Source organism: Paenibacillus sp. J22P51 (genome assembly GCF_059692215.1).
Genome location: NZ_JCAUAZ010000006.1, coordinates 248,202 through 272,487 on the forward strand (window position 1 = coordinate 248,202; position 24,286 = coordinate 272,487).

25 protein-coding genes are annotated in these 24,286 nt (G+C 42.7%); 9 read left to right on the forward strand and 16 right to left on the reverse strand.

Annotated features, from left to right (window positions below):
* Window positions 1-235 precede the first annotated feature (235 nt).
* Window positions 236-2,818, forward strand: coding sequence for a LamG domain-containing protein (locus AC58QC_RS15770; protein WP_497416165.1), 2,583 nt, complete (start codon window positions 236-238; stop codon window positions 2,816-2,818).
* A gap of 107 nt (window positions 2,819-2,925) precedes the next feature.
* Here the strand turns inward: AC58QC_RS15770 and AC58QC_RS15775 are convergent, their stop codons facing one another.
* The 11 genes from AC58QC_RS15775 to AC58QC_RS15825 form a co-directional block, all read right to left on the reverse strand.
* Window positions 2,926-3,756 carry a carbohydrate ABC transporter permease gene (locus tag AC58QC_RS15775; protein ID WP_497416070.1) on the reverse strand — a complete coding sequence of 277 codons (831 nt, stop codon included), beginning with the start codon at window positions 3,754-3,756 and terminating at the stop codon, window positions 2,926-2,928.
* Complete coding sequence (locus AC58QC_RS15780; RefSeq protein WP_497416071.1) at window positions 3,753-4,652, reverse strand: carbohydrate ABC transporter permease; 900 nt, start codon at window positions 4,650-4,652, stop codon at window positions 3,753-3,755. Before AC58QC_RS15780 ends, AC58QC_RS15775 begins: the two co-directional genes overlap by 4 nt.
* Before the next feature lie 72 nt (window positions 4,653-4,724).
* On the reverse strand, window positions 4,725-6,035 hold the full coding sequence (locus AC58QC_RS15785) for an ABC transporter substrate-binding protein (RefSeq protein ID WP_497416072.1): 1,311 nt from the start codon (window positions 6,033-6,035) through the stop codon (window positions 4,725-4,727).
* Window positions 6,036-6,096: 61 nt separating this feature from the next.
* Window positions 6,097-7,863 carry a sensor histidine kinase gene (locus tag AC58QC_RS15790; RefSeq protein WP_497416073.1) on the reverse strand — a complete coding sequence of 589 codons (1,767 nt, stop codon included), beginning with the start codon at window positions 7,861-7,863 and terminating at the stop codon, window positions 6,097-6,099.
* On the reverse strand, window positions 7,860-8,687 hold the full coding sequence (locus AC58QC_RS15795) for a response regulator transcription factor (RefSeq protein WP_497416074.1): 828 nt from the start codon (window positions 8,685-8,687) through the stop codon (window positions 7,860-7,862). The genes AC58QC_RS15790 and AC58QC_RS15795 overlap by 4 nt, the downstream gene beginning before the upstream one ends.
* A gap of 91 nt (window positions 8,688-8,778) precedes the next feature.
* On the reverse strand, window positions 8,779-9,384 hold the full coding sequence (locus AC58QC_RS15800; RefSeq protein ID WP_497416075.1) for a FumA C-terminus/TtdB family hydratase beta subunit: 606 nt from the start codon (window positions 9,382-9,384) through the stop codon (window positions 8,779-8,781).
* 15 nt (window positions 9,385-9,399) lie between these two features.
* The gene (locus AC58QC_RS15805; RefSeq protein WP_497416076.1) at window positions 9,400-10,305 is read right to left on the reverse strand and encodes a fumarate hydratase; all 906 of its coding nucleotides are present in this window, start codon (window positions 10,303-10,305) and stop codon (window positions 9,400-9,402) included.
* Between the two features lie 22 nt (window positions 10,306-10,327).
* Entirely contained in the window at window positions 10,328-10,690 is a 363-nt protein-coding gene (locus AC58QC_RS15810; protein ID WP_497416077.1) for a succinate dehydrogenase/fumarate reductase transmembrane subunit, read from the reverse strand.
* Window positions 10,691-10,778: 88 nt separating this feature from the next.
* On the reverse strand, window positions 10,779-11,192 hold the full coding sequence (gene sdhC / locus AC58QC_RS15815) for a succinate dehydrogenase, cytochrome b556 subunit (RefSeq protein ID WP_497416078.1): 414 nt from the start codon (window positions 11,190-11,192) through the stop codon (window positions 10,779-10,781).
* Window positions 11,193-11,250: 58 nt separating this feature from the next.
* On the reverse strand, window positions 11,251-12,987 hold the full coding sequence (locus tag AC58QC_RS15820; protein ID WP_497416079.1) for an FAD-binding protein: 1,737 nt from the start codon (window positions 12,985-12,987) through the stop codon (window positions 11,251-11,253).
* Complete coding sequence (locus AC58QC_RS15825; protein ID WP_497416080.1) at window positions 12,987-13,709, reverse strand: succinate dehydrogenase/fumarate reductase iron-sulfur subunit; 723 nt, start codon at window positions 13,707-13,709, stop codon at window positions 12,987-12,989. The genes AC58QC_RS15820 and AC58QC_RS15825 overlap by 1 nt, the downstream gene beginning before the upstream one ends.
* Before the next feature lie 156 nt (window positions 13,710-13,865).
* Here AC58QC_RS15825 and AC58QC_RS15830 point away from each other — a divergent pair, with 156 nt between their 5' ends.
* From AC58QC_RS15830 to AC58QC_RS15855, 6 genes are all read left to right on the forward strand, one after another.
* The gene (locus AC58QC_RS15830) at window positions 13,866-14,612 is read left to right on the forward strand and encodes a GntR family transcriptional regulator (RefSeq protein WP_497416081.1); all 747 of its coding nucleotides are present in this window, start codon (window positions 13,866-13,868) and stop codon (window positions 14,610-14,612) included.
* A gap of 33 nt (window positions 14,613-14,645) precedes the next feature.
* Complete coding sequence (locus tag AC58QC_RS15835) at window positions 14,646-15,431, forward strand: sulfite exporter TauE/SafE family protein (protein ID WP_497416082.1); 786 nt, start codon at window positions 14,646-14,648, stop codon at window positions 15,429-15,431.
* A 113-nt stretch (window positions 15,432-15,544) separates the two neighbouring features.
* Window positions 15,545-15,823, forward strand: coding sequence for a UxaA family hydrolase (locus AC58QC_RS15840; protein WP_497416083.1), 279 nt, complete (start codon window positions 15,545-15,547; stop codon window positions 15,821-15,823).
* A 3-nt stretch (window positions 15,824-15,826) separates the two neighbouring features.
* On the forward strand, window positions 15,827-16,984 hold the full coding sequence (locus AC58QC_RS15845) for a UxaA family hydrolase (protein WP_497267113.1): 1,158 nt from the start codon (window positions 15,827-15,829) through the stop codon (window positions 16,982-16,984).
* A gap of 202 nt (window positions 16,985-17,186) precedes the next feature.
* Window positions 17,187-17,978 (forward strand): FadR/GntR family transcriptional regulator, encoded by a 792-nt coding sequence (locus AC58QC_RS15850; RefSeq protein ID WP_497416084.1) that lies wholly within the window; start codon window positions 17,187-17,189, stop codon window positions 17,976-17,978.
* A gap of 40 nt (window positions 17,979-18,018) precedes the next feature.
* Window positions 18,019-19,068: a YeiH family protein gene (locus tag AC58QC_RS15855; protein ID WP_497416085.1), complete on the forward strand. Its 1,050-nt coding sequence runs from the start codon at window positions 18,019-18,021 to the stop codon at window positions 19,066-19,068.
* A 383-nt stretch (window positions 19,069-19,451) separates the two neighbouring features.
* On the opposite strand, the gene AC58QC_RS15860 is transcribed toward AC58QC_RS15855, so the two are convergent.
* Window positions 19,452-19,763, reverse strand: a complete 312-nt coding sequence (locus AC58QC_RS15860) for a hypothetical protein (RefSeq protein WP_497416086.1) — start codon at window positions 19,761-19,763, stop codon at window positions 19,452-19,454.
* 30 nt (window positions 19,764-19,793) lie between these two features.
* A complete protein-coding gene (locus tag AC58QC_RS15865) occupies window positions 19,794-20,753 on the reverse strand; it encodes a stalk domain-containing protein (RefSeq protein ID WP_497416087.1) in 960 nt (319 codons plus the stop codon).
* A 182-nt stretch (window positions 20,754-20,935) separates the two neighbouring features.
* On the opposite strand from AC58QC_RS15865, the gene AC58QC_RS15870 reads away from it, so the two are divergent.
* Window positions 20,936-21,361 (forward strand): SRPBCC family protein, encoded by a 426-nt coding sequence (locus tag AC58QC_RS15870; protein ID WP_497416088.1) that lies wholly within the window; start codon window positions 20,936-20,938, stop codon window positions 21,359-21,361.
* Between the two features lie 221 nt (window positions 21,362-21,582).
* Here AC58QC_RS15870 and AC58QC_RS15875 read toward each other — a convergent pair whose 3' ends face one another.
* Window positions 21,583-21,789 (reverse strand): hypothetical protein, encoded by a 207-nt coding sequence (locus AC58QC_RS15875; RefSeq protein ID WP_497416089.1) that lies wholly within the window; start codon window positions 21,787-21,789, stop codon window positions 21,583-21,585.
* A gap of 250 nt (window positions 21,790-22,039) precedes the next feature.
* On the opposite strand from AC58QC_RS15875, the gene tlp reads away from it, so the two are divergent.
* Window positions 22,040-22,261, forward strand: coding sequence for a small acid-soluble spore protein Tlp (tlp, locus tag AC58QC_RS15880; RefSeq protein WP_497416090.1), 222 nt, complete (start codon window positions 22,040-22,042; stop codon window positions 22,259-22,261).
* Between the two features lie 244 nt (window positions 22,262-22,505).
* Here the strand turns inward: tlp and AC58QC_RS15885 are convergent, their stop codons facing one another.
* Together AC58QC_RS15885 and AC58QC_RS15890 are read right to left on the reverse strand one after the other, a co-directional pair.
* Window positions 22,506-23,456: an isopenicillin N synthase family dioxygenase gene (locus AC58QC_RS15885; protein WP_497416091.1), complete on the reverse strand. Its 951-nt coding sequence runs from the start codon at window positions 23,454-23,456 to the stop codon at window positions 22,506-22,508.
* A 261-nt stretch (window positions 23,457-23,717) separates the two neighbouring features.
* Complete coding sequence (locus AC58QC_RS15890; RefSeq protein ID WP_497416092.1) at window positions 23,718-24,218, reverse strand: NUDIX domain-containing protein; 501 nt, start codon at window positions 24,216-24,218, stop codon at window positions 23,718-23,720.
* Window positions 24,219-24,286 lie beyond the last annotated feature (68 nt).

Sequence of the window (24,286 nt, forward strand, 5' to 3'; positions counted from 1 at the left end):
CTATATCTAGAGATGCAGGGAACCTATTTCATGGAAAGGAGGCCTTAAGTAAGGAAACTGAGTTCCAACTAATACAACTAGTTTCGAAAGTCAAGGTTTCAAATGTACCAATTACACATTGGTCGGATGCACATCAAGTTTGTAGTCATCGTATATGTTAATACTGACTGCCATCAAGAGATGATTGCATCTGGATGTCCCGATCACAAATCCGGAAATGGAGTGTGAAACGGTGATGAGATCGAAGTCTTTCAAATTGTTTAAGAAGTCCGTAATATCCGCTGCTGTTACTCTTCTAACTGTTGCTTCCGCTGTCCTAACTCTCCCTCCTCAGAACGCACTTGCTGCATCCGAATTCACAATAAATACAGGTACCGTGTTGCAATCCGATTTCGTCGGCAGTGGTACGGAGTACAATCAGAACCTTTACTCTACGATCAGCGCAGTAGACGGAATTACTGCAGGTAACGTTGGTCTGTTGGAAAGTAAAGTAAAAGCGCTTGATTCGCAGATCGTTCGAATCTTCTACGATTCCAAAGGCGAAGATACCGTCACTTATCCAGATTATATGGCTTCCTTCGAGCAAACTGTGGCGTTGGCGCAAAGCTCGGGTGCTGAAGTTAACATCACCTATTGGCATGGTCCTTACACCAATATCACGACGCAGATGCAGGCTTTTGCGAACGAGTTGTACCGTCTGAAAGTTACGCTGGGTTATTCCAATGTCAAGTACGTAACGATTCAGAACGAAGTCAACTCGACCTCGATCACGCAAAGCGATTATGAAACGTTCTACCGAACTCTGAACACGCAGCTTACAACACTTGGAATCAAGAGCGGTATCAAATTTATCGGTGGCGATCTGTTGCTTACTAATCAACAGTCCTGGTTCGATTACATGGATGCCCACATGACCGATATCCTTGATGGTTACTCCATACACATTTACTGGGATTATGATGATGTACAGTATGGGATAGATCGTTTAGATGGCGTACGCACCATTATTAACGGTTTATCGGCAGCTGGGCAGAAGCCGGTGTACATCATGGAGTACGGGGTGCGTGGTGAGAAAACCACTTGCACTTACGACCCAGGTTGCCTAAACGGCACATCTACCCCTATCGGAGATACCGTAATCATCGCTTATGAACATGCCGAATTTACGATGAATGCAATGAAGAGGAAGTTCGTTGCCCTGACTAAATGGGATGCTTACAAAGCGAAGTATGATAATGGTACGCAGTACCACAGCGAAATCGGTAGTGGAACAGACGGCTACCCATTGAAGCCAGTGTACAACGCAACGCGGTTGTTCACACACACGGCTAACAGCCACTGGAACCTCGTGAGTGTAACAGGATCGGTTAGTGGCAAGATCGTGAATGCCCTCAAAGATCCAAGCTCTAGCAATTTGGCAGTCTACGCACTGAACGACACTGGTGCTACGACAACCATCTCTTTTAACGGAGTTGGCGCGAACACAGCGTTCCGATTGTTCGTTTGGAATGAGAATGGTGATGGTGGTATTACCGATAAAGGTACAGTTTCGGCTGACTTCATCGGACATACCCAAGTGCGCCTAAATTCGCAAAGTTTTGCAGTGTTTACGACGCTGAATGTTACCGACCTGGAGCGTCAGGCTTATTGGAATTTCAACGAAACCAGTGGTGCAGTTGCGGCTGACAGCACGGAATATGCTCGTAATGGGACAGTGGTAAACGGTGGCGGTTGGATCGGTGGTAAGATTAGCAACGCCTTGGATTTCAATGGTTCTTCTACTTATGTTACTACTCCACACATCTTGAATCCAGCTTCCCCATCGAACTATGGCGCATTTAGCGCTTCGGGCTGGGTGAAACCGGACACTGACACGGGCATTTCGCAATACATTCTCCAGCAGGACGGAACCAATGGTAAGGTCTGGTTGTTGCGTTACCAAGACGGTCGCCTGGAAACTTTCCTCGGCGGTACTGGAACGTTCTCGACTGGGACTATTCCACTCAATTCGTGGACACACGTTGCCGTTACCTATGATGGTTCGACGGTCCGCCTGTTCTTGAATGGTGTACAGGATGGTTCTCGCACGATCGCAATGAATTCTGAACCTACTGGCGGAATGATTATTGGTGCAAGTAAGACTCTCGGCAACCTCTTCAACGGAGGTATTGACGAGGTTGCCATTTACAACCGTCAGCTGACCGCGAACGAGATCAAGGACCAGTACAATAGTACTTGGTGGAAGTTCAACGAGACTTCCGGTACTGTAGGCAGCGACTCCGCAAGCTATAGCCAAGCAGCCACATTGATTAACGGCGCTAGCTTCGCTACAGGTCGAGTTGGTAATGCCCTATACTTGGATGGCGTAAACGACTATGCAACTAGTCCTAACGTCGCAAATCCAGGCACTAGCAGCTTCACTGCAACTGCTTGGGTGAAACATGATGGTGCTGCCAGTACTGCAAAATATGTATTACAACAAGACGGTACCAATGGTAAGATTTGGTTATATCGCGACAGCACAGGCGTTGTCGGAACATACCTCGGCGGGTTACCGCTAATCGGTACTACGAACATTCCAGTTGACCAATGGGTTCAACTTGCAGTAACGTACGATGGTACGACGGCGAAAATCTACATGAACGGTGTTCTGGAGAATTCCGCTGCTAGAACCGTCTCCTCCGAAGCAAGTGGGATGATCATTGGCGCAAGTAAAACTTTCGGGAACCTCTGGAAGGGTTGGATCGATGATACTCGCGTCTTCACCCGTGCACTAAGCGGTACCGAAATCATGGATCAATACGAGCTGGGACGTTAATCCCAGTAACTGTAATAACTGCAGAAGAAGCCAGCCCACTAACTGTGGGTTTGGCTTCTTTGTGCTTAAGATGCAAAAAACGATTCCTTACTCATCTTCCGTTGGCCTTAACCTTTTAAAGCTCCTGCCTGCAGCCCGCTGACAAAGTATTTTTGCAAAAATAAGAACATGACGATAACCGGAGCCAATACGAGTATAAATCCTCCAAACAGCAAGCTTAAATCGGTCTGACCAAGGTCTGAGAAAAACTTGTACAAACTTAATGTAACTGTAGGATATTTATTCGAGGTTAGTAATACAAGGGGCAGCAACAGGTCATCCCATATGTGTACGAATTGAAAAATAAATAGTGTGGCGCTAATCGGCTTCATCAGCGGAAAGACAATTTGAACGAATAAACGGATCGTCGAACAGCCTTCTATCTTGGCGGCCTCCTCCAGTTCAATGGAGATTCCCCGGATAAATCCAACAAACATAAAAATGCTGAACGAGGAAAGCACCCCGATATAAACTGCGGAGATGCCGAACAAGTTGTTATACAGATGAAATTTTTTCAAGACGAAGATAAGTGGGATGAAAGCCGCCTGAATCGGCATCAAAATGAGTGAAACGTAAAACCAGTAAACGGATTGAAAAAACCAATGATTGATTCTAGCGATGGCGTACGCGGCCATGGCGGAGAAGAAAATGATATACGTTAAACTGATTAAGGCAATGGTAAAAGTGACGGCATAAGCTTTAAGTATTTCCATTGCTTTAAATGCTCGAACAAAGTTATCCAGCCCGATGCTAAAATCTGGGAAAGACAAGGGGTGCTGTTGAATTTGCTTATTAGATTTCAGCGAATTGACCGCTATTAAATACAATGGGATGCTGTATAGAAGAGCTAGTAGTAGGACGGATCCTTCGAACAGTCTTTTTTTCATTCGCGGATTCATTCGTAAGCCCTCCCCTCATATTTCTTGGTCACAACGACGAACAGTAGTGTAATGGCCAGTACAAATATGACCAATACGCAGGCTGCCGCCATTCCGTAGGCCAAATCAAGCGATTGAAAAGCGTTTCTGTATATGCGGATTGCGAGTGTCTCGCTAGCACGTGCAGGACCTCCACCCGTCAAGGCAAACGGCAGGTCGAATAGCTTGAGCCCGGACGCCAACCCGATCAGGGTGTTTACCGTAATACCGGGTGCAATCATCGGCAGGATGATGCTGAAAAATTTGCGGCTGGGCGATGCCCCATCCATGATGGCCGCTTCTTTTATCTCATTGGGAACGAACTGCAAGGCAGCCAAGTAAACGATCATAATTGGTCCGGTCAGCTGCCAAACGGCAACCAGGATTATGGTGTAGGCCACAAAGTCGGGTGAATCGACCCATAAAACTTTTACTGGTTTTCCCATTAGACTGCTGAGGAGTTTGTTCATCAACCCATTATTCGTGTCCAAAATATAGCCCCACACGTACGCCCCTAAAACGATTGGAAGTAGTTTAGGGAAATAAAACAGCGTCCGCATCACATTTTTCGTCTTGAATGCCTGGTTGACGGCGAGAGCGAGCAGCATACCGATAACATTCGTCAGTAAGGCGATAGCAACTCCCATCCAAAGTGTGCGATACAACGTCTTGACGAAAGACGCATCCGAAAAAATTCGCTGATAATTTCTGAAGCCGATAAAACGGTACTCACCCAGTCCGTCCCAATTCGTGAAACTGTAGTACATGGTTTGAAATACGGGGATGAGCATAAACGTGACAATCATAACAGAAATAGGAAGCAAAAACAGAATGCCGATCCAAAACGTTTTGAGGTTTAATGAACCTTTGCTTCTCATGTGCGCATTCCTCCAAACTTTTAGCAAAAAAGGAGAGAAGCATGAAGTCTTCCCTCCAACCGAAACATCGGTTTATTTTTTAATTTTATCGTTGTATTCCTTGATCCACTCATCTGCAGCTTTGTTCACATCACTGCCGAATGTAACGCCTTGCGCCGTCTCAGCCAACTTGATGAAAACCGGGTTCGTCATCGGTTTCAGGTTGGCGAATGTAGTGACTCTACCGGATTTTAGCCAGTTTTGCGTATCGGCAAATACCGGTGAGACCTCGCCAATGCCTGGCATCGCCGACATGTTTTGTTTGGCCTTAATAATCTTGGCAAAATTTTCTTTGCTAAAGAACCAGTTCATGAACGTTTTGGATTCTTCCAGATGTTTCGATTTCGCATTAATAGTCAAACCGTCCTCAATCGTATAAATATAGCTATTATCCTTATCTGGCGCATAAGGCAAGTTCATGAAGCCCCATTTGAAGTTCGGGTTATTCTGCTCGATATTTGGCGTAGACCACGTTCCACCAAGCACCATAGCCGCCTGGCCTTTTGCAAAAGCCTGAAAGCCTTGTTCGATGGCATATGTGTAGCTTCCGGTCAGCACGTATTTATTCAACTTATTGAATCGGTCATAGCCTTCTAACAAAACATCCTTGTATTTTGTCCAATCCACTTTATTGTTTAAATAGGCGGTCTGGAAATCCTTATCCGTTAGCCCTTTATTCCCGAAAGTCCAGTGGAACACGTTACCGATCGCCGTCGCCCATTTGCCGGCGTATACAAGGAGCGGTACGTTCTTCGCTTTCAGCTTTTCTCCGGCATCCATCAATTCCTCCCAAGTTTGCGGCGGCTTCGAATAGCCGATGGATTCAAAGAGGGGGATGTTGTACGCAAATCCCACGAAGCCAAGACCGGTTGGAAATTCCGCCATTTTCCCGTCCACAGTAACACCTTTGCGAACATCCTCAGAGAAATTCTTGGCTGCTTCCAACTGACTCATATCATATAGATAACCCGCCTTGTTAGACAGTGCGGTCAACTCGTGTAGCGCATTGAGCTGGTAAATGTCTGGCATTTCAGCTGTCGTGATCATCGTTTGCAGCTTTGCATTTCTTTGATCGGCGGGAAGTGTCTCCAGTTCCACATTGATTTCAGGATGCACTTTCTTGAATTCGTTAATCATACCTAATACCGTATCCTTGTTGACGATCAACCCTTCAGCGATCTGCATCGTGAGAGTAACCGGATCCTTCTTCACCTCGGGCTTTATGCTGCTTTGCGGAAGCGGCTTGTCTGTGCTGACATTGGACGATTCGTTGCTTGAGCACCCTACCGACAACACTAGCAGCAGCGCACTGATGACACCCCATGAAATAGTTTTACGGAACAAAGGCACAACCTCCTTTTATATATTATATTTATTATAAAAGGCTTTCGTTTTTCGTTCTATCCTACGGAATTAGCATATCATTCGTACAGATTTGCTGAGATACATAATCTTGCTTCATTACGATGTGCGTACCCTCATTAGGGACACTGTGTAAATGGATAGTTGCATTGTCAGTCTGAAGTAAAAAACGTTGTGCTGTCACGTATAACCCGGTTCCCCAATCTTTCAACTCGTCTACGTTGTTCCGAGTCAAGTGCAGATCGATCGGCTCCGGAAAACCTCGGCCGTTATCCCTTACTTCAAAGCAAAGTCGGCCAGCATCCTCATAGACTTTTATCAGCAGTTTGGCGTCTATGCTTATTTGTTCGAACCCATGAATGAATGCATTCTCTATAATGGGTTGTAGAATGAGCTTATTCACCTTATTGGGCATGATCCGGTCCTCGAATTCAATCTGAACGTCCACCCGCTTGCCGATCAACTGCTGCTGTAGAAAGATATAATCTCTCAACCATTTGAGTTCTTCTGCGCACGTCACCTTCTCACCGGGTCGGGTCGTCGTATACCGTAAAATGACTGACAGTGCTACGATTAAATCCGATGATTTATCTGGATCTCCCTCGTATACACGGCATTGGATCAAGTCGAGCATATTATAGATAAAATGAGGGTTGATTTGCGACTCCAGTGACTTCATTTGGAAGTGAAGCTTTTCCTGATATTCCCTCTTCTGATTTTCGAATAGACGCTGAATTTCCGTCGTCATCTCATTGAATATATCGCATAGCATCCCGAGCTCATCGGTTGAATATTTACCGATTTTCACATGAAAATGACCTTCCTTGGCTTTCACCATCTTGTCCGCCAATATGTATAGAGGCTTTAATTGACGAGTTACAAACCCGATAATCACAGCCAGCATAAGGAGGTTAGCAATGACAAATAGCCCGTTGTTCTGGATTAAAGGCACGATGTAACGCTGTGAAAGACGCTCACTAGAGAGATAGGCCTTGATTTCCCAGTTGTAAGGCTGGATCGTTTGCTTAAATATATGGGAAGCATCCACCGGGATACGCTCGGTATGGTCATTTGTATAAATGAGCTTCTCTTGCGAGTCGGTTACAACCGTTTTGATCAATTTGTTATCAGAAGGCGACTTTAGTAATTGCTCGAAGATGGATGTATTTACGGTTATCAAACTAACACCCAAGGGCCGCAGATCGACCGGGCTGCGAATCACTTGACCAAATGAGATGTAAGTTGATGGATCATCAGCTTGAAAATAGGATCCATGAGCCGAGAACACCGAATTGACCGGACCGTTTGTCTTAATTTGTTGAAACCATGGTTCTTCCTTGTATGATGATAAAAAGTTTGAAACATGCACTTGCGCGGATTGATTGGAGCGTTGATAAATAATATTACCTTGCATAGAGAGGTAGGTGAACATTAACTGAGTATTCATTTGACTGAAAAACTGATTGCTTAGTTGAGTAAATACAGCGTTCACATAGGAGTCATTTGGTAGAGATGGGTTGTCCGATAACAATTTCAACTTGTCGAGAAGCAAGTTATCGTATTGATAATCGCGGTAAATGGTATCGTTCATTTTCTCTATGGAAACGAGGTTTTGACGAAGAGATTGTATGGAATCCCCGAGAATCGTTTCATACTGATGGACAACAATCCCCCGAGTAATGCCTAGCCAAGAGCGAAATAGGACAATTTCAAAGAATAGGAGAGGTATGCTAATAAAAACAATAAATCCAATCACAATCTTTTTGCGGAGGGACGACTTCATATGGGATGGATATATTGAATCCCTCATATCGAAAACTCATTGGGTTTAATAGAATTTTGTTTGTATTCCGAAGCGGATAAACTCGTTTGTTTTCGAAATAACCGGCCAAAGTAGGTGATATTGCCAAAACCTATCATTTTGGCGATGTCGCCGATTTTCATTTCCGTATCGTCCATAAGGGTTTTAGCAAGATTGATGCGAAAACTGTTCAGAAATTGAATTAAGTTCATCCCTACCCTTCTTGAGAATATGCGGCACAAGTGACTTTCACTGACATGTAATCTCTCAGCCAAACTGGTCAGTGTAATAGCATGCATGTACTCTGTACTGATAATTCTTAGTACTTGTAGGACAATCTCATCCGTAATTTTCTTTTCATGAATCAATAAGTTTAACTGCTTTTCTGCATATGCTCCCAGCGGATATTGGGGCAAACCGAACACAGTTGACGTGCTGGCTGTAATCAAACCGATTCGCGCATCCATGTCTTCCGCCAGCCGTACCAGTACCTCTTCAAGAATAGAATTGGATATAGGCTTCAATAAGTAATCGAACGCACCGCTGCGAATAGATCGTTGCGTGTACGGGAAATCGGAATAAGCCGATAAAATAATGCATTTCGTTTGCTGCTTCTCTTCCTTGCTTAACCGTTCAAGTAGCTCCAAGCCATCCATAAAGGGCATGCGGATATCAATAAAGGCTGCATCCGGCCGCGTTACTTGAATCATCTTTAAACCATCCAAACCGTTGTACGCCTTGCCAACAATCTCATAATCATCATGAAGCCTGGAAATTCGTTTGGCCAATACGTTGCACAATTCCTGTTGATCTTCCACAACTACAATTCGCATACAGAGCTCCCCATTCCCGATAGGTCAAATCTGAATACTACTTAATAAGTTGAAAACGGAGCCCGTAATCTCGCTGGCTCCGTTTTTGTTGCTATTTTATACCTAACCGCTCATATATCTTATCGAGATTATTCACTGCCTGGGTTTTCACATCTTTATACAAATTCCCACCATAGCTGTCCACGGAAACGAGCAGTGGTCCGAAGTCTTTAACTCGCAGTTTCCAAATCGCTTCGGGCATTAAATCTTCCCACCACACATCCTCAATTTCTTCAATCTGTGTGGTTTCTAGTGCTGCTGCTCCCCCTACGATGGAGAAATAAACTCCGCCAACATTGACACAAGCTTGCGCACCGGGTTCAAGCATACCGCCTTTTCCAGTAATCGCCTTAACGCCGAATCGCTCGAACAATCCTTCTACAAAACGATCCATTCGCGTACTTGTTGTTGTACCAATACATACCTTTTCGTACTTTCCATTTTCCAATTTCTTAACACCTGGAGCTGTATGAATGGTTACGGCGCCTCTAAGTTGTGGGATTAAATCTTCCGGCGGATCAATCTTATGATCAAACATCCGGATCAGGTTCGCATCGCGAATACCGAAGATATGTCCGTTGACTGTAACGGTATCTCCTACACGAAGCTGCTTAACGAATTCGTCTGTCATAGGCGTTTGAAGATGATGGTGTGCCATGAGAATCTCCCTTCATTAATAACTAATTACAACCGGTTGACTTTCTTCAAAGGTAGCTCTTATCCGGCGTGCAGGCCAACACATCATATTGACAGCAACCGGATTCATCGTAATATGTGTATCAGCCGTTTCGATATGAACGGCTAACGCCGTAACAGCTCCTCCCAATCCATTTGGACCAATGCCAGTCAGGTTGATCGCATCTAGCAGTTCTTCTTCAAGTGCAGCAATGGTTGGATCAGGATTAGGTTTACCAATCTCCCTCGCCGCAGCTTTCTTAGCCAATGCCGTACAGAGATCTGCCGTACCGCCCATACCAACACCTACTAAGGTTGGAGGACATGGATTCGCTCCTGAATTGATTACGCAGTCAATAATAAACTTTTTCGCGCCATTAAGCCCTTCTGCCGGATATAACATTTTGAGATAACTCATATTTTCAGATCCGGAACCTTTGGGCAGCGCCATCAACTCGATGGACGATCCCTCAACAAACTCCCAATTGAGCACTGGAACTTTCTTACCAATAGCAGTTCCTGTATTTTTACGAGTAATCGTATCGCATACACTTGATCGTAAAGGATGCTCTAGGGTGGCCCTTTTCGTGCCTTCACGAATGGCTTCTTCCAGTCGAATCCCATCGAAACGAACATTTCTGCCAATTTTAATGAAGAACACAGGTATGCCTGTATCCTGGCAAATCAGCATATTTTCTTCGTCCGCCACATCAATATTTTTTAAGATCGTACTTAAAATTTGTTTTCCGGTCGCATACGTTTCTTTATCATAAGCCCGCTGTACGGCTGCCCGAATATCAGGAGGAAGATCTTTTAATGACCGAATATATATTTCTTTACAAGCGTTCTCTATTTCCTTATATATGTCTTCCTCGACTTGCCAGATCGTTTGCATGTTGCTCATGCCCATACCCTCCCCAATTTTGTTAACCCATGGTCATAATTTTTATTAAAGCAGCCCCACCCCAAAGGGAAAATACAATTCCGACTATCATTAAACCAAGGCTCCAGCGTTTAATTACACGTCTGTTGCTTGTATAATCAAGAACGATATTGCGGACTCCGTTTAACCCGTGAAATAACGCAAGAGCAAGCAAGCTAAAATCCAAGGCGATATACCCGATTGTACGTAAACGCTCGATTAAATTCGGATAACTTGGATGCACGTCGGGATGAGCATAATGCAAGTTCCACATATGAATGAAAATTAGAAATATAAGGGCGACACCGCTGACTCTTTGAAAAAACCAAGTGAGAACATTTCTTCTTATTTTAGATGTCGTATCCATGGATATATCTCCTTCCTAATTAGGTATGGGGTCCCCGAAAAGTAATAGGAATAAGCTACAAAGTATAACGTCACTTTTTGGGGTTTAGTTAAAGGAATGCTCGAGTAAACAGCCAAATAAATATACCTACAGCAAGACAACAAATGAGTGCAAACAACACTTTTTGTTGTTTCACAAAAAAACCCATATCCAGTAACACCAATCGAATTCCATTTAAAGAATGAATAATAACACCGGCAAGAATGATTAAATCGAAAAAGAGAAAGACAGGATTATGAAACAACACTTTAAAAACTCCCTGAAAAGCGTCCTCCCCCATGAACATCGCCGTTCCCATCGTGCCAATATGAGCTAGTAAATATAGTAATAATCCTACTCCGGAAATACGATGAACCAGCCATGCTTTCATCCCTACGGAATGGCGTCGCAAGACATCTACCTTGTGAATCTGGGGATCGACATCTACTAATTTATGATCCTTCGTTATTTTAAATTCCGCCATCTGTTTCACCCTTTCTAGGGGCCTTCTTTAGGAAAGCCTTCATCGCGAGTTAACCTTATTAACTTGCTGCGAACTTAACTCTAGCAACTTCACCGAAAATTTCTTCAGGCTGCACATGAGTAAATTCAACAGGACGAATTTCTGTCTCAGGCCCATCTTGACCTTGCTTCATGAAAATATTTTTGTACCAATTCTCATTATCTGTTACCGGACAATCAGTACGGAAGTGGGAACCACGGCTTTCTGTCCGCAAGTAGGAAGCTAATGCGATCATTTGGCCAATTTGCACGATGTTTTTAACATTCAACACTTCATGCCATGCGAGATTATAGTCTCTTACCCCAGCTACGCTAATTCGATTCACACGTTCAGCATATTCCGCTAACTTCTCAAGGGCAATTTTGAGATCGGGGCCATTTCTTACGAGCCCTACCTTCTCCCACATCAAATCGCCAACTTCTTTACGCAATTGAAAAGGGTTTTCACCTTTTTCCCGTTTGAAAGGCTGCATCATTTGATCAACAAATAGATCCACCTGGCTTTCAGAAACTTTATGGCGTTTCACTGCCATCACATATTCAGCAGCAGCATCTCCTGCTCGTGCTCCGAAAACTGTGGAGTCTGCCACTCCGTTTCCTCCAAGGCGATTCGAACCATGAATTCCACCGGCATCCTCACCGGCAACAAACAGACCGGGTATTCCGCTAAAGCAATCCTTATCAATGGTGACTCCACCCATGTGGAAATGTCCGGTAGGACTTACATCTACGGGCTCCATACTTAGATCGCGACCAACATCTTTGCATCGATCAACCATGCCCGGGAACATTTGCAACACTTTTTCACGCCCCAAATGAGCAACGGATACTTGTACACCGCCCAAACGAGTACCGCGTCCGGCCATAATTTCCATGTAGGCTGCTCGCGCTACACGGTCCCGCGTCGAACGTTCCATTCGTTCCGGATCATACTTTTGCATAAATCGTTCACCGAGTGAATTATACAGGTGACCGCCAGCACCTCGAAGCCCTTCCTCTAATACGCCGCCATTCAAACGCGAGTTTTCGGCTAGCAGTCCCGTTGGGTGGAATTGCATCATTTCCATATCAATGAAATTAGCACCCGCCCGATAAGCCATTGCCATGCCGTCTGCGGCTTTTTCCAGGGATGGAGCAGCAATTCGATACATGCTTGCTCCGCCGCCAGTTCCGATAATAACAGCCAAAGATTCTACCACGATAAATTTCCCCGTTCGTAGATTTAACATTAAGCACCCAGCCACAACACTTTGATCGTCATTATATAAAAGCTCGACAGCACGCACTTCATCCCAGCAAATAACGCTTTCCTTTGCATAAAGTTGATCCCTGAGTCGGTTAATAATTTCTATTCCCGTTAAATCTCTTCTATGTACCGTGCGGTCAAACGATTGTCCGGCAAAAGCCTTCTGATGAACCGTTCCATCCGGATTGCGGTCAAAGAAGCAGCCCATCTTCGTTTCCAATTCACGAATTCGTTTGGGTGCATCGCTGACTAACGTCCACGCCAATTCTTGGTTGTTGATCATACCGCCGCCTTTAAGGGTATCTTTGAAATGCATTTCGAGGGAATCCTTCGGATTCAGAACGACATTATAACCACCTTGAACCATTCGGGTGCATCCGCTTTTCCCGACCAGTCCTTTTGCAGCTACAATAATCTTCAAATTCGGATTGCGGTCGTAAGCATGATGAGCGGCAAATAGACCCGCACCTCCGCTTCCAAGAATGAGAATATCACATTGGACACGTTCCATTATTTGCTACCTCCCTTTAATGCAGCGGTGACTGCGCGTGATTTCAATTTTTGGATGGACCAAGTTGGAGCTAGCTTTTTCGGACAAACTTCCATGCAGTTGAAAAGGGTATGACACCGGAGAACACCATCCTCACTTGCAGCCACTTCCATCCGCTGCCCAGTCCCTTGATCCCGTTCATCCGCAACAAGCGTATAAGCGCGATTTAATGCGGCAGGACCGATGTAGCTATCGTCTAAAGATACTAAAGTACAAGCTGAATAACAGGCTCCACAAGTAATACAGTCTATGTTTTGATCAATAATTTCACGGCTGCCCGAATCTGGGGGAATCACAGCAAAGTCGTTTTCCGCTTCAGCAGTTGGTACAAAATAAGGTTTGATACGCTGCCACTGTTTAAAGAATGGATCCATATTAACAGCCAGATCTTTAATGATCGGTAAATTCCTCAGTGGACGCACCGTAATCTCCGAGCCAAGCTTCGCAATTTTCGTCCGGCAAGCGAGTCCTTCTTTATTATTCATGATCATTCCGCAGGAACCACACATGCCGAGACGGCAGGAGCATCGAAAAGAAACCGTCTGATCTTGTTCGGTTAGAATAATAAATAGCGCATCCAATACCGTCATATTCTCTTTCGCATCCACGGTATATGAGTCATACCGTGCCTCCGTATCGACATCTGGATGATAGCGAAGCACTTTGATTTTGACATCTGCCACAAGGATCCCCTCATTTCAAAATCTTTTCGTTTTCGTATTGTACACAATCGTTATAATATGTATTATAATGTTATAGAACGATTCGTCAATCTTTAATTTTCAGAAAATTAATTGTATTGAATTTTTTTAAATTTCTATATTAGGAGGGTTATTTTCATGATAGATCGCACTAGCCACATCAGTATGTATGCTCAAATAGCAGCGATTCTCGAGTCTGCCATTCAATTGGGAGAGCTTCAACCTGATCAGAAAATTCCTACTGAAGCAGAGCTAATGGAAACATACAATGTTAGCCGTATGACTTCCCGGCAGGCTATTGAAATTTTGCATGAAAAAGGATTAGTTGTCAGAAAGCAAGGGAAAGGAACTTTCGTCATTGGTCCGATGCTTAAACAAGAGTTGGGCGGCATGGAAGCGTTCTATGATTCTTTCTTGCAAAAAGATCTTGTACCCAAGCTTCTTGAAATGAAGGTTACCGATACACCAGATGATGTTGTGAGCATTTTGGGGGAACAGTTTACACAATCCCTTTTCCTCAAAAGGATGTACTACCGCGATGAAGAGATTTTTGGTTTCAGTCTCATGTATTTGCCAGTGAGTCTAGCTTCCACCGTAACCTGGCAATTGGCCGAACAAAATGCTGGTTACACATTGCTCACTAAGCATGGAGGATACTCTTTGAAAAATGCTAGCCTGTCCATTCGATCCCTTTCTGCCAATAAAGAACAAGCTGAACTCTTGAAGATTCCGGCCAAAGATCCATTGCTCCAGTTGTCGCGAACTAGCTTCACCGCGGAAGAGCAGCCCATCGAGCATATCAAGCTTTATTTGCGGTCTGACTTATGTGAACTGAACATGAATGTACCGGGTAATTCCTTCTTGGTTGATGGGATTAGAAAATAGGACAAATCAGCAGCTAATGAGGAGTTGGATGATATGTCATTTGCTTTGATACTCATTGGATTAATCGGTGGCATTTTAACGGGGCTAATGTCTGTTGGAGGTGGATTAATTCTCACTTTTTTATTGCTGCTCACCCCTCCTTTGTTCGGACAGGAATACAACATGCATATGATAGCGGGAATGGTTATCGTTCAGACTCTTTTTTCCTCAAGCTCGGGATTGGTTACTTACTGGAGAAGCCGTCTCATTGATAAGTACCTGACTCGATATATGGGACCACCCTCATTGATTGGCGGAGCTTTAGGCAGCGCTTTATCGGAACTGATGAGCCATGAGCTGCTGACCGCCATTTTTGCCATACTTGCCTTGATTGCAACGGCCTCTATGTTAATGCGGCGGGTTGAAGCGAACTCCACACCGTACCGCAACAAGATATGGGCTGTTTGTTTAGGCCTCGGCATCGGTTTATTAGGCGGTTTATTTGGTTTAGGCGCTGGTTTTTTATTTTTACCAGTTATGATAAATCTATTTAAAATCGAATCTAGAACAGCAGTAGGTACTGGACTAGCGGTTGGATTACTTCTTGTGGTTGGTGCCCTTATCGGAAAAACGTTTGGAACTGCTGGAACAGGTTTCCCGTGGCTCGAAGGTTTAATTTTGGCCATTGGTGCTGTCCCTGGCGGACTAATCGGATCACGACTCGGGAAAAGGATGAAATCTAAATCTTTACATGCCATTATGTCTGTTGCGATCATTATCGTTTCGTTCAAAATTTGGGCGGATCTACTTCATGTTTATGGTCTCGTACCAAAATTTTGAAATTGTTATTGTCAAAACCGAATTGTCAGATTATACTGAACTCATAACTGGTAATACCACTTACCTATTTCACTTATGATAGGTACCAAAAAATCTACAAGGAGGCTTACACGATGCACAAATTTCTAATTCACAAACAAGGAGATCATGTCGGCGTGGCTACGTCTGACATCGAATCCGGCGAGAAAGTAATCGGCGTCTTTATGGATGACGAGTCAACTATTGAGGTTATAGCCAATAGCTCCATCCCGCTCGGTCACAAAGTGTCCATTGCCGAATTGGCTCCAAAAGGTCATGTTCTGGAATATGGCTTGCCAATCGGATATGCACCAAACGGGTTTAAAATCGGTGATTATGTTCATACCCACAATATTAAAACTTTGAGGTGGTAGAAGATGACAAAACAACTTTATGGTTATCGTAGAGAAAACGGCGATGTAGGTATTCGCAATCATGTAATTATTCTTCCTGTAGACGATATCTCCAATACGGCTTGTGAAGCTGTAGCACGTAACATTCAGGGCGTTATGTCCCTTCCCCACGCTTACGGGCGCCTTCAATATGGCAAAGACCTTGAGCTGCATTTCCGTACTATGATCGGTACAGGTTGCAACGCTAACGTTGCAGCAGTTATCGTCATTGGAATTGAGCCGAATTGGACAAAAGTCATTGCTGATGGTATTGCCAAAACGGGTAAGCCAGTCGCCTCCTTCTCCATCGAAGGAACAGGTGATTTGGAAATTATTCGTCAAGCTTCCTGGAAAGCGAAAGAATTCGTTCAATGGGCTTCTGAGTTGCAGCGTGAACCTATCGAACTAAGCGAACTGAAAGTTAGCATTAAATGCGGTGAGTCTGATACAACGACAGGACTAGGCTCTTGCCCTACTGTCGGGCAAGCCGTTGATCGTCTGGTCGATGCTGGTGCAACTGTATTTTTCGGCGAAACCTCTGAGCTGACAGGCGGCGAGCATCTGATTGCTGATCGTTGTGCTACCCCAGAAGTCCGCCAGAAGTTTATGTCCATTTACGACGATTACATTAGTGAAATTAAATCTCAAGGAGTCGACCTTCTTGGTTCTCAACCGACGCAAGGTAACATTGCCGGAGGATTGTCGACGATTGAGGAAAAAGCACTTGGCAATATCGAGAAAACAGGCTGTAAGCCGGTAATTGGCGCTCTTGAACCAGGTGAAATGCCGCAAAACGGACCTGGACTGTACTTTATGGATACATCTTCTGCAGCCGCCGAATGCATTACGCTGATGGCAGCAGGTGGAGCGGTTCTTCACTTCTTCCCTACCGGTCAAGGCAACATTATCGGCAATCCGATTGAACCCGTTATCAAAGTTACAGCAAATCCAAAAACAGTAAACACAATGAGTGAACATATCGATGTTGACTGCAGTGGACTATTATCCCGTGAGATCAATTTAACTGAAGCGGGCGATCTGCTGATGGATTACCTCTGCCGTGTTGTAAACGGACGTTTGACTGCAGCAGAAGCGCTTGGACATAAAGAATTCGTTATGACCAAGCTGTATAGAAGCGCTTAAGACACTTGAGTTCAAATACGCTGCAATTCATCATAGTTGGATGCCCTCCGAGGTATCCAACTATACATGTATTGTGAGCTTCATCCTTCCGAGTATCGTGAAATGGATGTCTTTAGATCACTATTTTGCTATAATTGATCCGTTCATTCACGAAGTTAAGTCTGTCCCTTGTGCAGGGTTAAGAGAAAGAAGGTTAATTCGAGTGTTTAAATCGATTAATGAGGAACGTAAAACATTTTCACGCAAAGTGGTCGAACACATCCACGAACTACTCGCTTCCGGTCAGCTTAAGCCGGGTGATAAGCTTCCATCTGAACGCGAATTGGCGGAAATGATGAATGTTAGTCGGCCAACCATTCGAGAAGCATTCAAAATTTTATCAGCAATGAATTTACTTAACATACGCCAGGGGCATGGCGTTTTTGTTGCAGATCAAAGCGCGCGACTTGACAATTTAGCCTCCTTTTTGTTTCTGCAGACAGACACGATTTATGAATTGTTCGAAGTTCGAAAGATGATTGAAACGGAGAGCGCCGCCAAAGCGGCTAAGCGGGGAACATCTGACTTCTTGAACCAAATCTACGAAACGACACGTGATTGTTACAATAAAGTCATCGTGCAGCAACAGTTTCAAACCAAAGAAGAACGTGATAAGTTTATGTCCGAATCCGATCAGCAGTTCCACCTGACAGTCGCTGAAGCAGCAGGAAATGAAGTTGTTATGCGGGTCATGACCAATTTGATTGATTTACTGCGGGAAAGCAGGATGCAATCCATGAAAATCCCGGGGCGGGTCGAACAATCCCTGAAGGAACACATGCTTATTGCAGAGGCCATTAAAGATCGAAACGCAAAGCTGGCGCGCTCGAGAATGTTCGAACATCTTAGCAGTGTCGAAAGAACTCTTCTCCTTGAACTAGAACTAGCAGGAATACCAGTCAGCTTAAAGGATGAAAGTGAAGAACCTTCTGACATATCTGTGAAGCCGCTCTAGTTAATTTTTAGAACGAAATTTGATGATGGGAGATGTCAGTTTGCAGATTCCTAATGCACAGCCGGGTCCTCTCGGAACAACCGCTGTAAGTGATATGGCCAGTTGGAAAAAGCCTCTAAAAGGCATCGCTTTGACGGCGACTCTTGCTGTTTTGGCGGGCCGTATTGCAGAGGCTCCATTCTTTTCCATAATGGGAATTATGATTATATCCATCATGCTGGGTGTCCTATGGAAATCCGTGATGGATATCCCTGTAGGTGCCAGTATCGGCATAACGTTCAGCAGCAAGTTTTTACTTCGGGCTGGAATCATTTTGATGGGAGTTCGCTTAAATTTTAATCAAATTTTGCATGCTGGAATGCGAGTCGTTTTGATCGACATGATCGTGATTGCATTTACTTTGACAATCATGATCTTCTTGGGTAAATGGTTACGGGTGGATAAGTCGTTAGGGGTTTTGATTGCCGTTGGCACCGCGGTTTGTGGCGCGGCTGCCATTGTCGCTGTTGCACCTTTAATAGGCGCAAAAAAAGAACAAACGGCTATTTCCATCGCTTGCATAGCAATTTTGGGGACTATTGGAGCTGTTTTTTATATTTTCTTATACCCCTATTTTGGGCTTGACCCTTATACTTACGGAGTTTTTGCAGGTTCTACACTGCATGAACTGGCACACGTCATAGCAGCTGGAGTTCCCGGCGGAGATATAGGCAGTGAGACAGCTATTCTAGTCAAGCTTGGAAGAGTGGCTCTCCTGATCCCTGTTGCTCTTGTATTGAGTTTCTTCTACCGTACCGATGAGCGAACAGAAATGGACAAAAAGAGTTGGAGAAACTTACCCGTTCCTTGGTTCATCTTCGGATTTTTAGCTATGAGTTTGGTAAACACGACTGGCCTATTGCCTTCGTCCATTATTCACTTCTTAGTTGCGGCAAGCGTTTTCTTAATGTCTATTGCAATGGCAGGACTTGGACTGAGTATCAACATGACGGATTTCAAAAAAGTAGGAAGAAACACGATTGTTATGGCTATTGTGGGATTTGTTGCGCTGACAATACTGGGGCAGGTACTTATATCCGTTTTTTACTAATTCTTCTCATCTATATTTACAATTGGTGTTCAACAGTAACGGTAGCCGTCAATCTGATGGTATACCGTTTTTTTTGTTATTGAACTGCCTCACTTACTTTTGATTAATTCCCTTCCGACCGCCAATCACCTTGCTTAAACTCTTTAAAATAACAAAGGAACGAGACACATAACAATAAACTGCATATAATTTCTTTAAGTAAAAACATAGTGATCAGCCTCACATTCATTTTAATTCCGATTGGTTTACTTGTATTAATAATACATGTGATTTTATATTTTGTCAATCAACTAAACGAATGAATGATATAAATGGACAACCAATTCCCCATTTGTCAAACGAAAAAAGCCACCTTGGCAAGTGGCTTTGTAATCATTAAAACCTTATCCCCGATTACTTATCAGAAATAAAGATCCTGATCTATTTCGCACGCTATTTCTTTGGTGTATACGTTCAGCTTTAGCCGCATTAATTGCCTCTTCATATTCTTCTCTAACTATACAATTCCATCTGAATGAACACGCGCTGATACTGCTTCCTATACGCTCGGCAGCTTCTGAAAATGCCTTTAACTCGTAACTTCCTTGACGGATATGCTTAAGTGTTATTTCTGCTAAAATTGCGTCATTTTCGTGGATCATTATTTCATCATTTCGTTGTCTCATTTGTACACCCTCTATTTCCTTTTTAACCATTGTCACCCACATAGATACATTTTATTCTCACTAATGTTTAATCTTAAAAGTGATTTTAATTGTGTTTATGTGGTCGTACATTGAAAGGAATTCTGCCTTTAACATTTCATCCTGTGGATTGTATTCAACATCTCCAGGAGGGCTCAATGTGAATATTTTATTCCCTTCTTCTCCTATTTTATAAATTTGACCAATCTCCAAAGCTGATGGACCGTTTTTAATCCAATCCTCTTTTGTCCATACGGTGATCGTGAAAATAACTCCCCCATATCCTTTATTTGCTTTATCAATAAAATTATAATAGTCTTTACTCCCAGCTTCACTTTCGCTTACTATTTCTTCGACATCATACTTACCTTCCCAAGTATTAGGAAGTCCGAGAGTGAATTTATATTTGGTGTTTTCATAAAGAATGCTTGGTGCTTCACTAATAATACGATCATTTACAACACCGATATGAAGGTTAACCGCTGAATATGCTCTGAAATCACCTGAACCCTCTGACACGAATGTTTGAGAATCAACCCCGAAATCATTTCCGCTTATTGCAATATCGCCAATTTTCTCACTTTTATCATTATAAAAGGTTAAGTATGCTTCTATTTTATTTTTTGAACTTCCAACACCTGCCATTCTCAATTGCCCTGTAACTTTTGTGCTATTACCATTTTTAGTTAATATTAAATTACCAACGGATATATTTTTGTAATCTGGATCTGTTAAGTCCAAGATTTTATTTTTGACAAAAATCTTTTGTGATTCCGCATCATAGTCGATAGTTGCCCCTAAATTTTCAGATATAAAGCGAATGGGTACATAAGCATGTCCATCTACATTCAGGACCTTGTATTCATTGTTTAATGCAACATTACCACCATTAATTTCAAAACTTGCTGGGAATAGTAAAGCTTGAATAGTGTTCGATGCAAAAGCAACAGATGAACAAGCAATAGCCAAACCAAAGCCTAATCCCACAATAAATTTTTTCAATACGACACCCCTTTTCGTTGTTATAAATATAGACGCAAAAGGTTCCATTTTGTTGTAAAAATAAGGAATTTATTTGATGTTATTTTACGCGAAGCAAGCCCCTCAATTATGGTCTTCCAATAGTTTAATGGTATAATAAACTCTAGATAATCTAAATTACATATAGTGAGGCGGTAATTATAATGGAAACAGTTAATCAAACAATAACGGTAGAAACCACGGTACATGCACCAGCTGAAAAAGTGTGGGAATATTGGACTGAACCACAGCATATAACGAAATGGTCTTTTGCTTCTGATGATTGGCATGCACCAAATGCCGAAAATGATTTAAGGGTTGGCGGTAAATTTCTTACAAGATTGGAAGCAAAGGATGGAAGCTTTGGATTTGATCTTGGTGGAGTTTATGATGAAGTGAGAATTAATGAATTTATTTCTTACACTTTGGGAGATGGAAGAAAAGTTGCAATCACTTTTATTCGTCAAGAAAACGATACTAAGGTAATTGAAGCTTTTGAAGCAGAAACCACCAATCCCATTGAGATGCAAAAAGCAGGCTGGCAGGCGTTTCTAGACAATTTTAAAAAATATTGTGAAATTTCAGAATAATATTAGGATAAAGTGAATCGAACATGCGGTTTTAATCATAGTTATTGAAGCATAAACCCTTCCTTTCGGAAGGGTTTTTATGCTAAGTAAATTAAAGTTAGAGACTGCTGAATAGGATAAATCTGCTTTACGCTTTGAATTCTACTGGGCTATCTGCCAAACTGTACATCGTTAGAGCTTAATATCAATCTAAGTGGTGCGGGATTGCAGCCACTGTATAGTTATGATTTCTTCCTCTCATGATAGTCTTTCCATAGTGGTCCGATGTATTTTTCTAATGTTTTTACGACGTCTTCTCTTCGGTACTCTTCAACATTTAAAGTGTCATTTGAAATATCATTTCTAATTCGTATGAGCACAAATAAAGGGGGTAATGCAGCCTCACGAAGAGCCTTAATCATGTTTTCTTCTTGTGGAGTAATATTCATTACGTATCTAATTTCCTTTCTAGTAGATTTCTGCTCGAGATTATCTCATTATAAACCCTGACCTCAGTGTTAGGGTCAATAGGGACTTTATATGTCTCACAATATATTGGCTATATTTCTAATAAACGCTCTCGTCGTCCTAGAAGGACGGCGTAGTCGTTTTTTTGTTTGAATGAATAATCTGATTGATCATTTGAAATCATATAACAGGATGTCAATCTAACGACACAAAGGGAGGGAACTACTAACCATGGCTAAGCCAGACAATCGCGAAGATAACCCAGCCCGTATTCAGAATGCCATCGATAATACAATGGCCAATCTAAATGAAGCTGAGGATTATTTGGATGAACATGCGGATGAAATTTCTGCTGTAGACAAAGAGAGCATCGAATCCAAAAATGCTCGCCGCAAAGAGAGCATCAAAGGATTTATCGCTGAGAAACAAGACGAATCCAACGCACAAGAATAACAGAATTTCCCACTTGTTGAATAGCCCCCTTAGTAGTGATATCGGAGAACCATTCTGGTTCAACCAAAATCTGCTATGGGGTGTTTTCAATACGTTGAAAAGTCCTTCCTTGTTCGGGGAAGTTACCCAATGGGTAGTGAGCCATCATAACGGACTATGGATCTTCATCATTAGAAAGACTCATACTCCCCTCAAAAAAATGACCGCCACAATCAAATGCTGTGGCGGTCATTTCTAGTCTGACTTATTTTTTGATTAATCCAATCTCAACTAAACGCTCATACAAGAAGTTCCCGGCTGTAATTGGAGGATACTTTTCCGGATTGTTGTCCGATATACAGACAGGAATAGTTTCCAGTATGAAATTACTGTAAGGATGCACGAAGAATGGCATCGAGTAACGGGATGTGTTCGAACCAACTGGGTTTACCACTCGGTGCGTAGTAGCAGGAATCACTTCGTTTGTAATTCGTGACAACATATCACCTGCGTCGACGATAATTTGTCCTTTTTTCGCGATAACCGGCATCCATTCTCCTTCACGAGTTAATAATTCGAGACCTGACGCAGTAGACTCAACCAACAATGTAATCAAGTTAATATCTTCGTGCTCGGCAGCTCGGATTGCATTTTTATCCATAGATTCATCTAGTGGCGGATAGTGGATGGCACGAAGAATGCTGTTACCATCTGTGATCATTTCAGTGAAAAAGCTTGGACGCAAATCCATATGTAGTGCTAATGCTTCAAGCATGTTGCGGGCAACACGTTCCAATTCTTTGTAAAAGCTAATGCCATCTTTACGAAGCTCAGATACTTCTTCCGGCCAAATGTTAGCGGAATAATCGAGTGACATTGGATGTCCTAATGGCAGTTCTTGACCAATGTGATAAAATTCTTTTAAATCACCAACTGTACGATTTTTTGCATGTTCTTTACCAAAACCTGTATACCCGCGTGCTCCACCCTTAACGCCTTCATATTTTTTCTTAGTTTCTACGTCTAAACCGAAGAACCTTTCCCAAAGCTCGTAGTTTTTATCAATGAGATCGGGGTTCACACCATGTCCTTCTAGAATAATAAACCCTGTTTCTTTTAATCCTGCACCGACTGCTTCAGCGAATGCCTTGCGTTGCTCTGTGTTTCCATAAGTAAAATCCTTCAAATTTAATGTACGAATATAAGACGCTGTCATATACATTACCTCCTGTATTGAAATCGCTTTCAATTTGCTTAATTATTATATCTTATATTGTGAAAAAATCAAAATAATTAATCTGCACTATATAGTTTAAAATCAAAAAGAGACCTACAGCAACGGGCTGAGGGTCTAAGTTTATATTTTAAAGGGGGTCGAGTTTTATTATAATCCCGAATGAGTAATGCAAGATGAATATAAGATTTCAATCATGTAACAATTTCTTAACTCTCGTTCTGTGTTAGCGCATTGCGATTACTATTCCAATATTAATTCTCCATCAAAATTTTCAAAATCCCTAAATACTCTTTTGTGATGATTTGCAAAATGCTCACTTGATGTTTCAGGTAGAATATCTAATGGGAAAAAATCAGCGTCTACGCTTTCATCTGTCACTTTTTCAAGCACTCCATTCCACTGATCCACTCTAAATAAATATTCTATCACATGATGTTCATTCCCCCATCGGTCTGTGAATGTTTGTGTTGTAGGGGAAGAGTAAATTGCTATTAATGTAGCCTTATGAACGTTAAGTCCCGTCTCTTCTTTAACTTCTCGCTTTAGGGCATCAAATACTGATTCATCTAATTCCATGGCCCCTGCAGGCATACCCCACTGTTTATCGCCGCGACGCTTTATAAACAAGGCTTGGCCAAGATCATTAAGTAGGATCGCCCGTACTGAGTTAACGATAATCTTTTGTGTACCAATAACTTTGCGAACTTTGCCTAAATAAGACTCATGCCAGTTAACGCTCAATTTTCTCACCCTTTGGATTATTATGGATGAGATTATGATAATGTTTGGATCCTATTAATAACATAATT

Coding starts and splice junctions, on each gene's coding strand:
- AC58QC_RS15770 (WP_497416165.1), top strand. CDS start 236: ATGAGATCGAAGTCTTTCAAATTGTTTAAGAAGTCCGTAATATCCGCT.
- AC58QC_RS15775 (WP_497416070.1), bottom strand. CDS start 3,756: ATGAATCCGCGAATGAAAAAAAGACTGTTCGAAGGATCCGTCCTACTA.
- AC58QC_RS15780 (WP_497416071.1), bottom strand. CDS start 4,652: ATGAGAAGCAAAGGTTCATTAAACCTCAAAACGTTTTGGATCGGCATT.
- AC58QC_RS15790 (WP_497416073.1), bottom strand. CDS start 7,863: ATGAGGGATTCAATATATCCATCCCATATGAAGTCGTCCCTCCGCAAA.
- AC58QC_RS15795 (WP_497416074.1), bottom strand. CDS start 8,687: ATGCGAATTGTAGTTGTGGAAGATCAACAGGAATTGTGCAACGTATTG.
- AC58QC_RS15800 (WP_497416075.1), bottom strand. CDS start 9,384: ATGGCACACCATCATCTTCAAACGCCTATGACAGACGAATTCGTTAAG.
- AC58QC_RS15805 (WP_497416076.1), bottom strand. CDS start 10,305: ATGAGCAACATGCAAACGATCTGGCAAGTCGAGGAAGACATATATAAG.
- AC58QC_RS15810 (WP_497416077.1), bottom strand. CDS start 10,690: ATGGATACGACATCTAAAATAAGAAGAAATGTTCTCACTTGGTTTTTT.
- sdhC (WP_497416078.1), bottom strand. CDS start 11,192: ATGGCGGAATTTAAAATAACGAAGGATCATAAATTAGTAGATGTCGAT.
- AC58QC_RS15820 (WP_497416079.1), bottom strand. CDS start 12,987: ATGGAACGTGTCCAATGTGATATTCTCATTCTTGGAAGCGGAGGTGCG.
- AC58QC_RS15830 (WP_497416081.1), top strand. CDS start 13,866: ATGATAGATCGCACTAGCCACATCAGTATGTATGCTCAAATAGCAGCG.
- AC58QC_RS15835 (WP_497416082.1), top strand. CDS start 14,646: ATGTCATTTGCTTTGATACTCATTGGATTAATCGGTGGCATTTTAACG.
- AC58QC_RS15840 (WP_497416083.1), top strand. CDS start 15,545: ATGCACAAATTTCTAATTCACAAACAAGGAGATCATGTCGGCGTGGCT.
- AC58QC_RS15845 (WP_497267113.1), top strand. CDS start 15,827: ATGACAAAACAACTTTATGGTTATCGTAGAGAAAACGGCGATGTAGGT.
- AC58QC_RS15860 (WP_497416086.1), bottom strand. CDS start 19,763: ATGGTTAAAAAGGAAATAGAGGGTGTACAAATGAGACAACGAAATGAT.
- AC58QC_RS15870 (WP_497416088.1), top strand. CDS start 20,936: ATGGAAACAGTTAATCAAACAATAACGGTAGAAACCACGGTACATGCA.
- AC58QC_RS15875 (WP_497416089.1), bottom strand. CDS start 21,789: ATGAATATTACTCCACAAGAAGAAAACATGATTAAGGCTCTTCGTGAG.
- tlp (WP_497416090.1), top strand. CDS start 22,040: ATGGCTAAGCCAGACAATCGCGAAGATAACCCAGCCCGTATTCAGAAT.
- AC58QC_RS15885 (WP_497416091.1), bottom strand. CDS start 23,456: ATGACAGCGTCTTATATTCGTACATTAAATTTGAAGGATTTTACTTAT.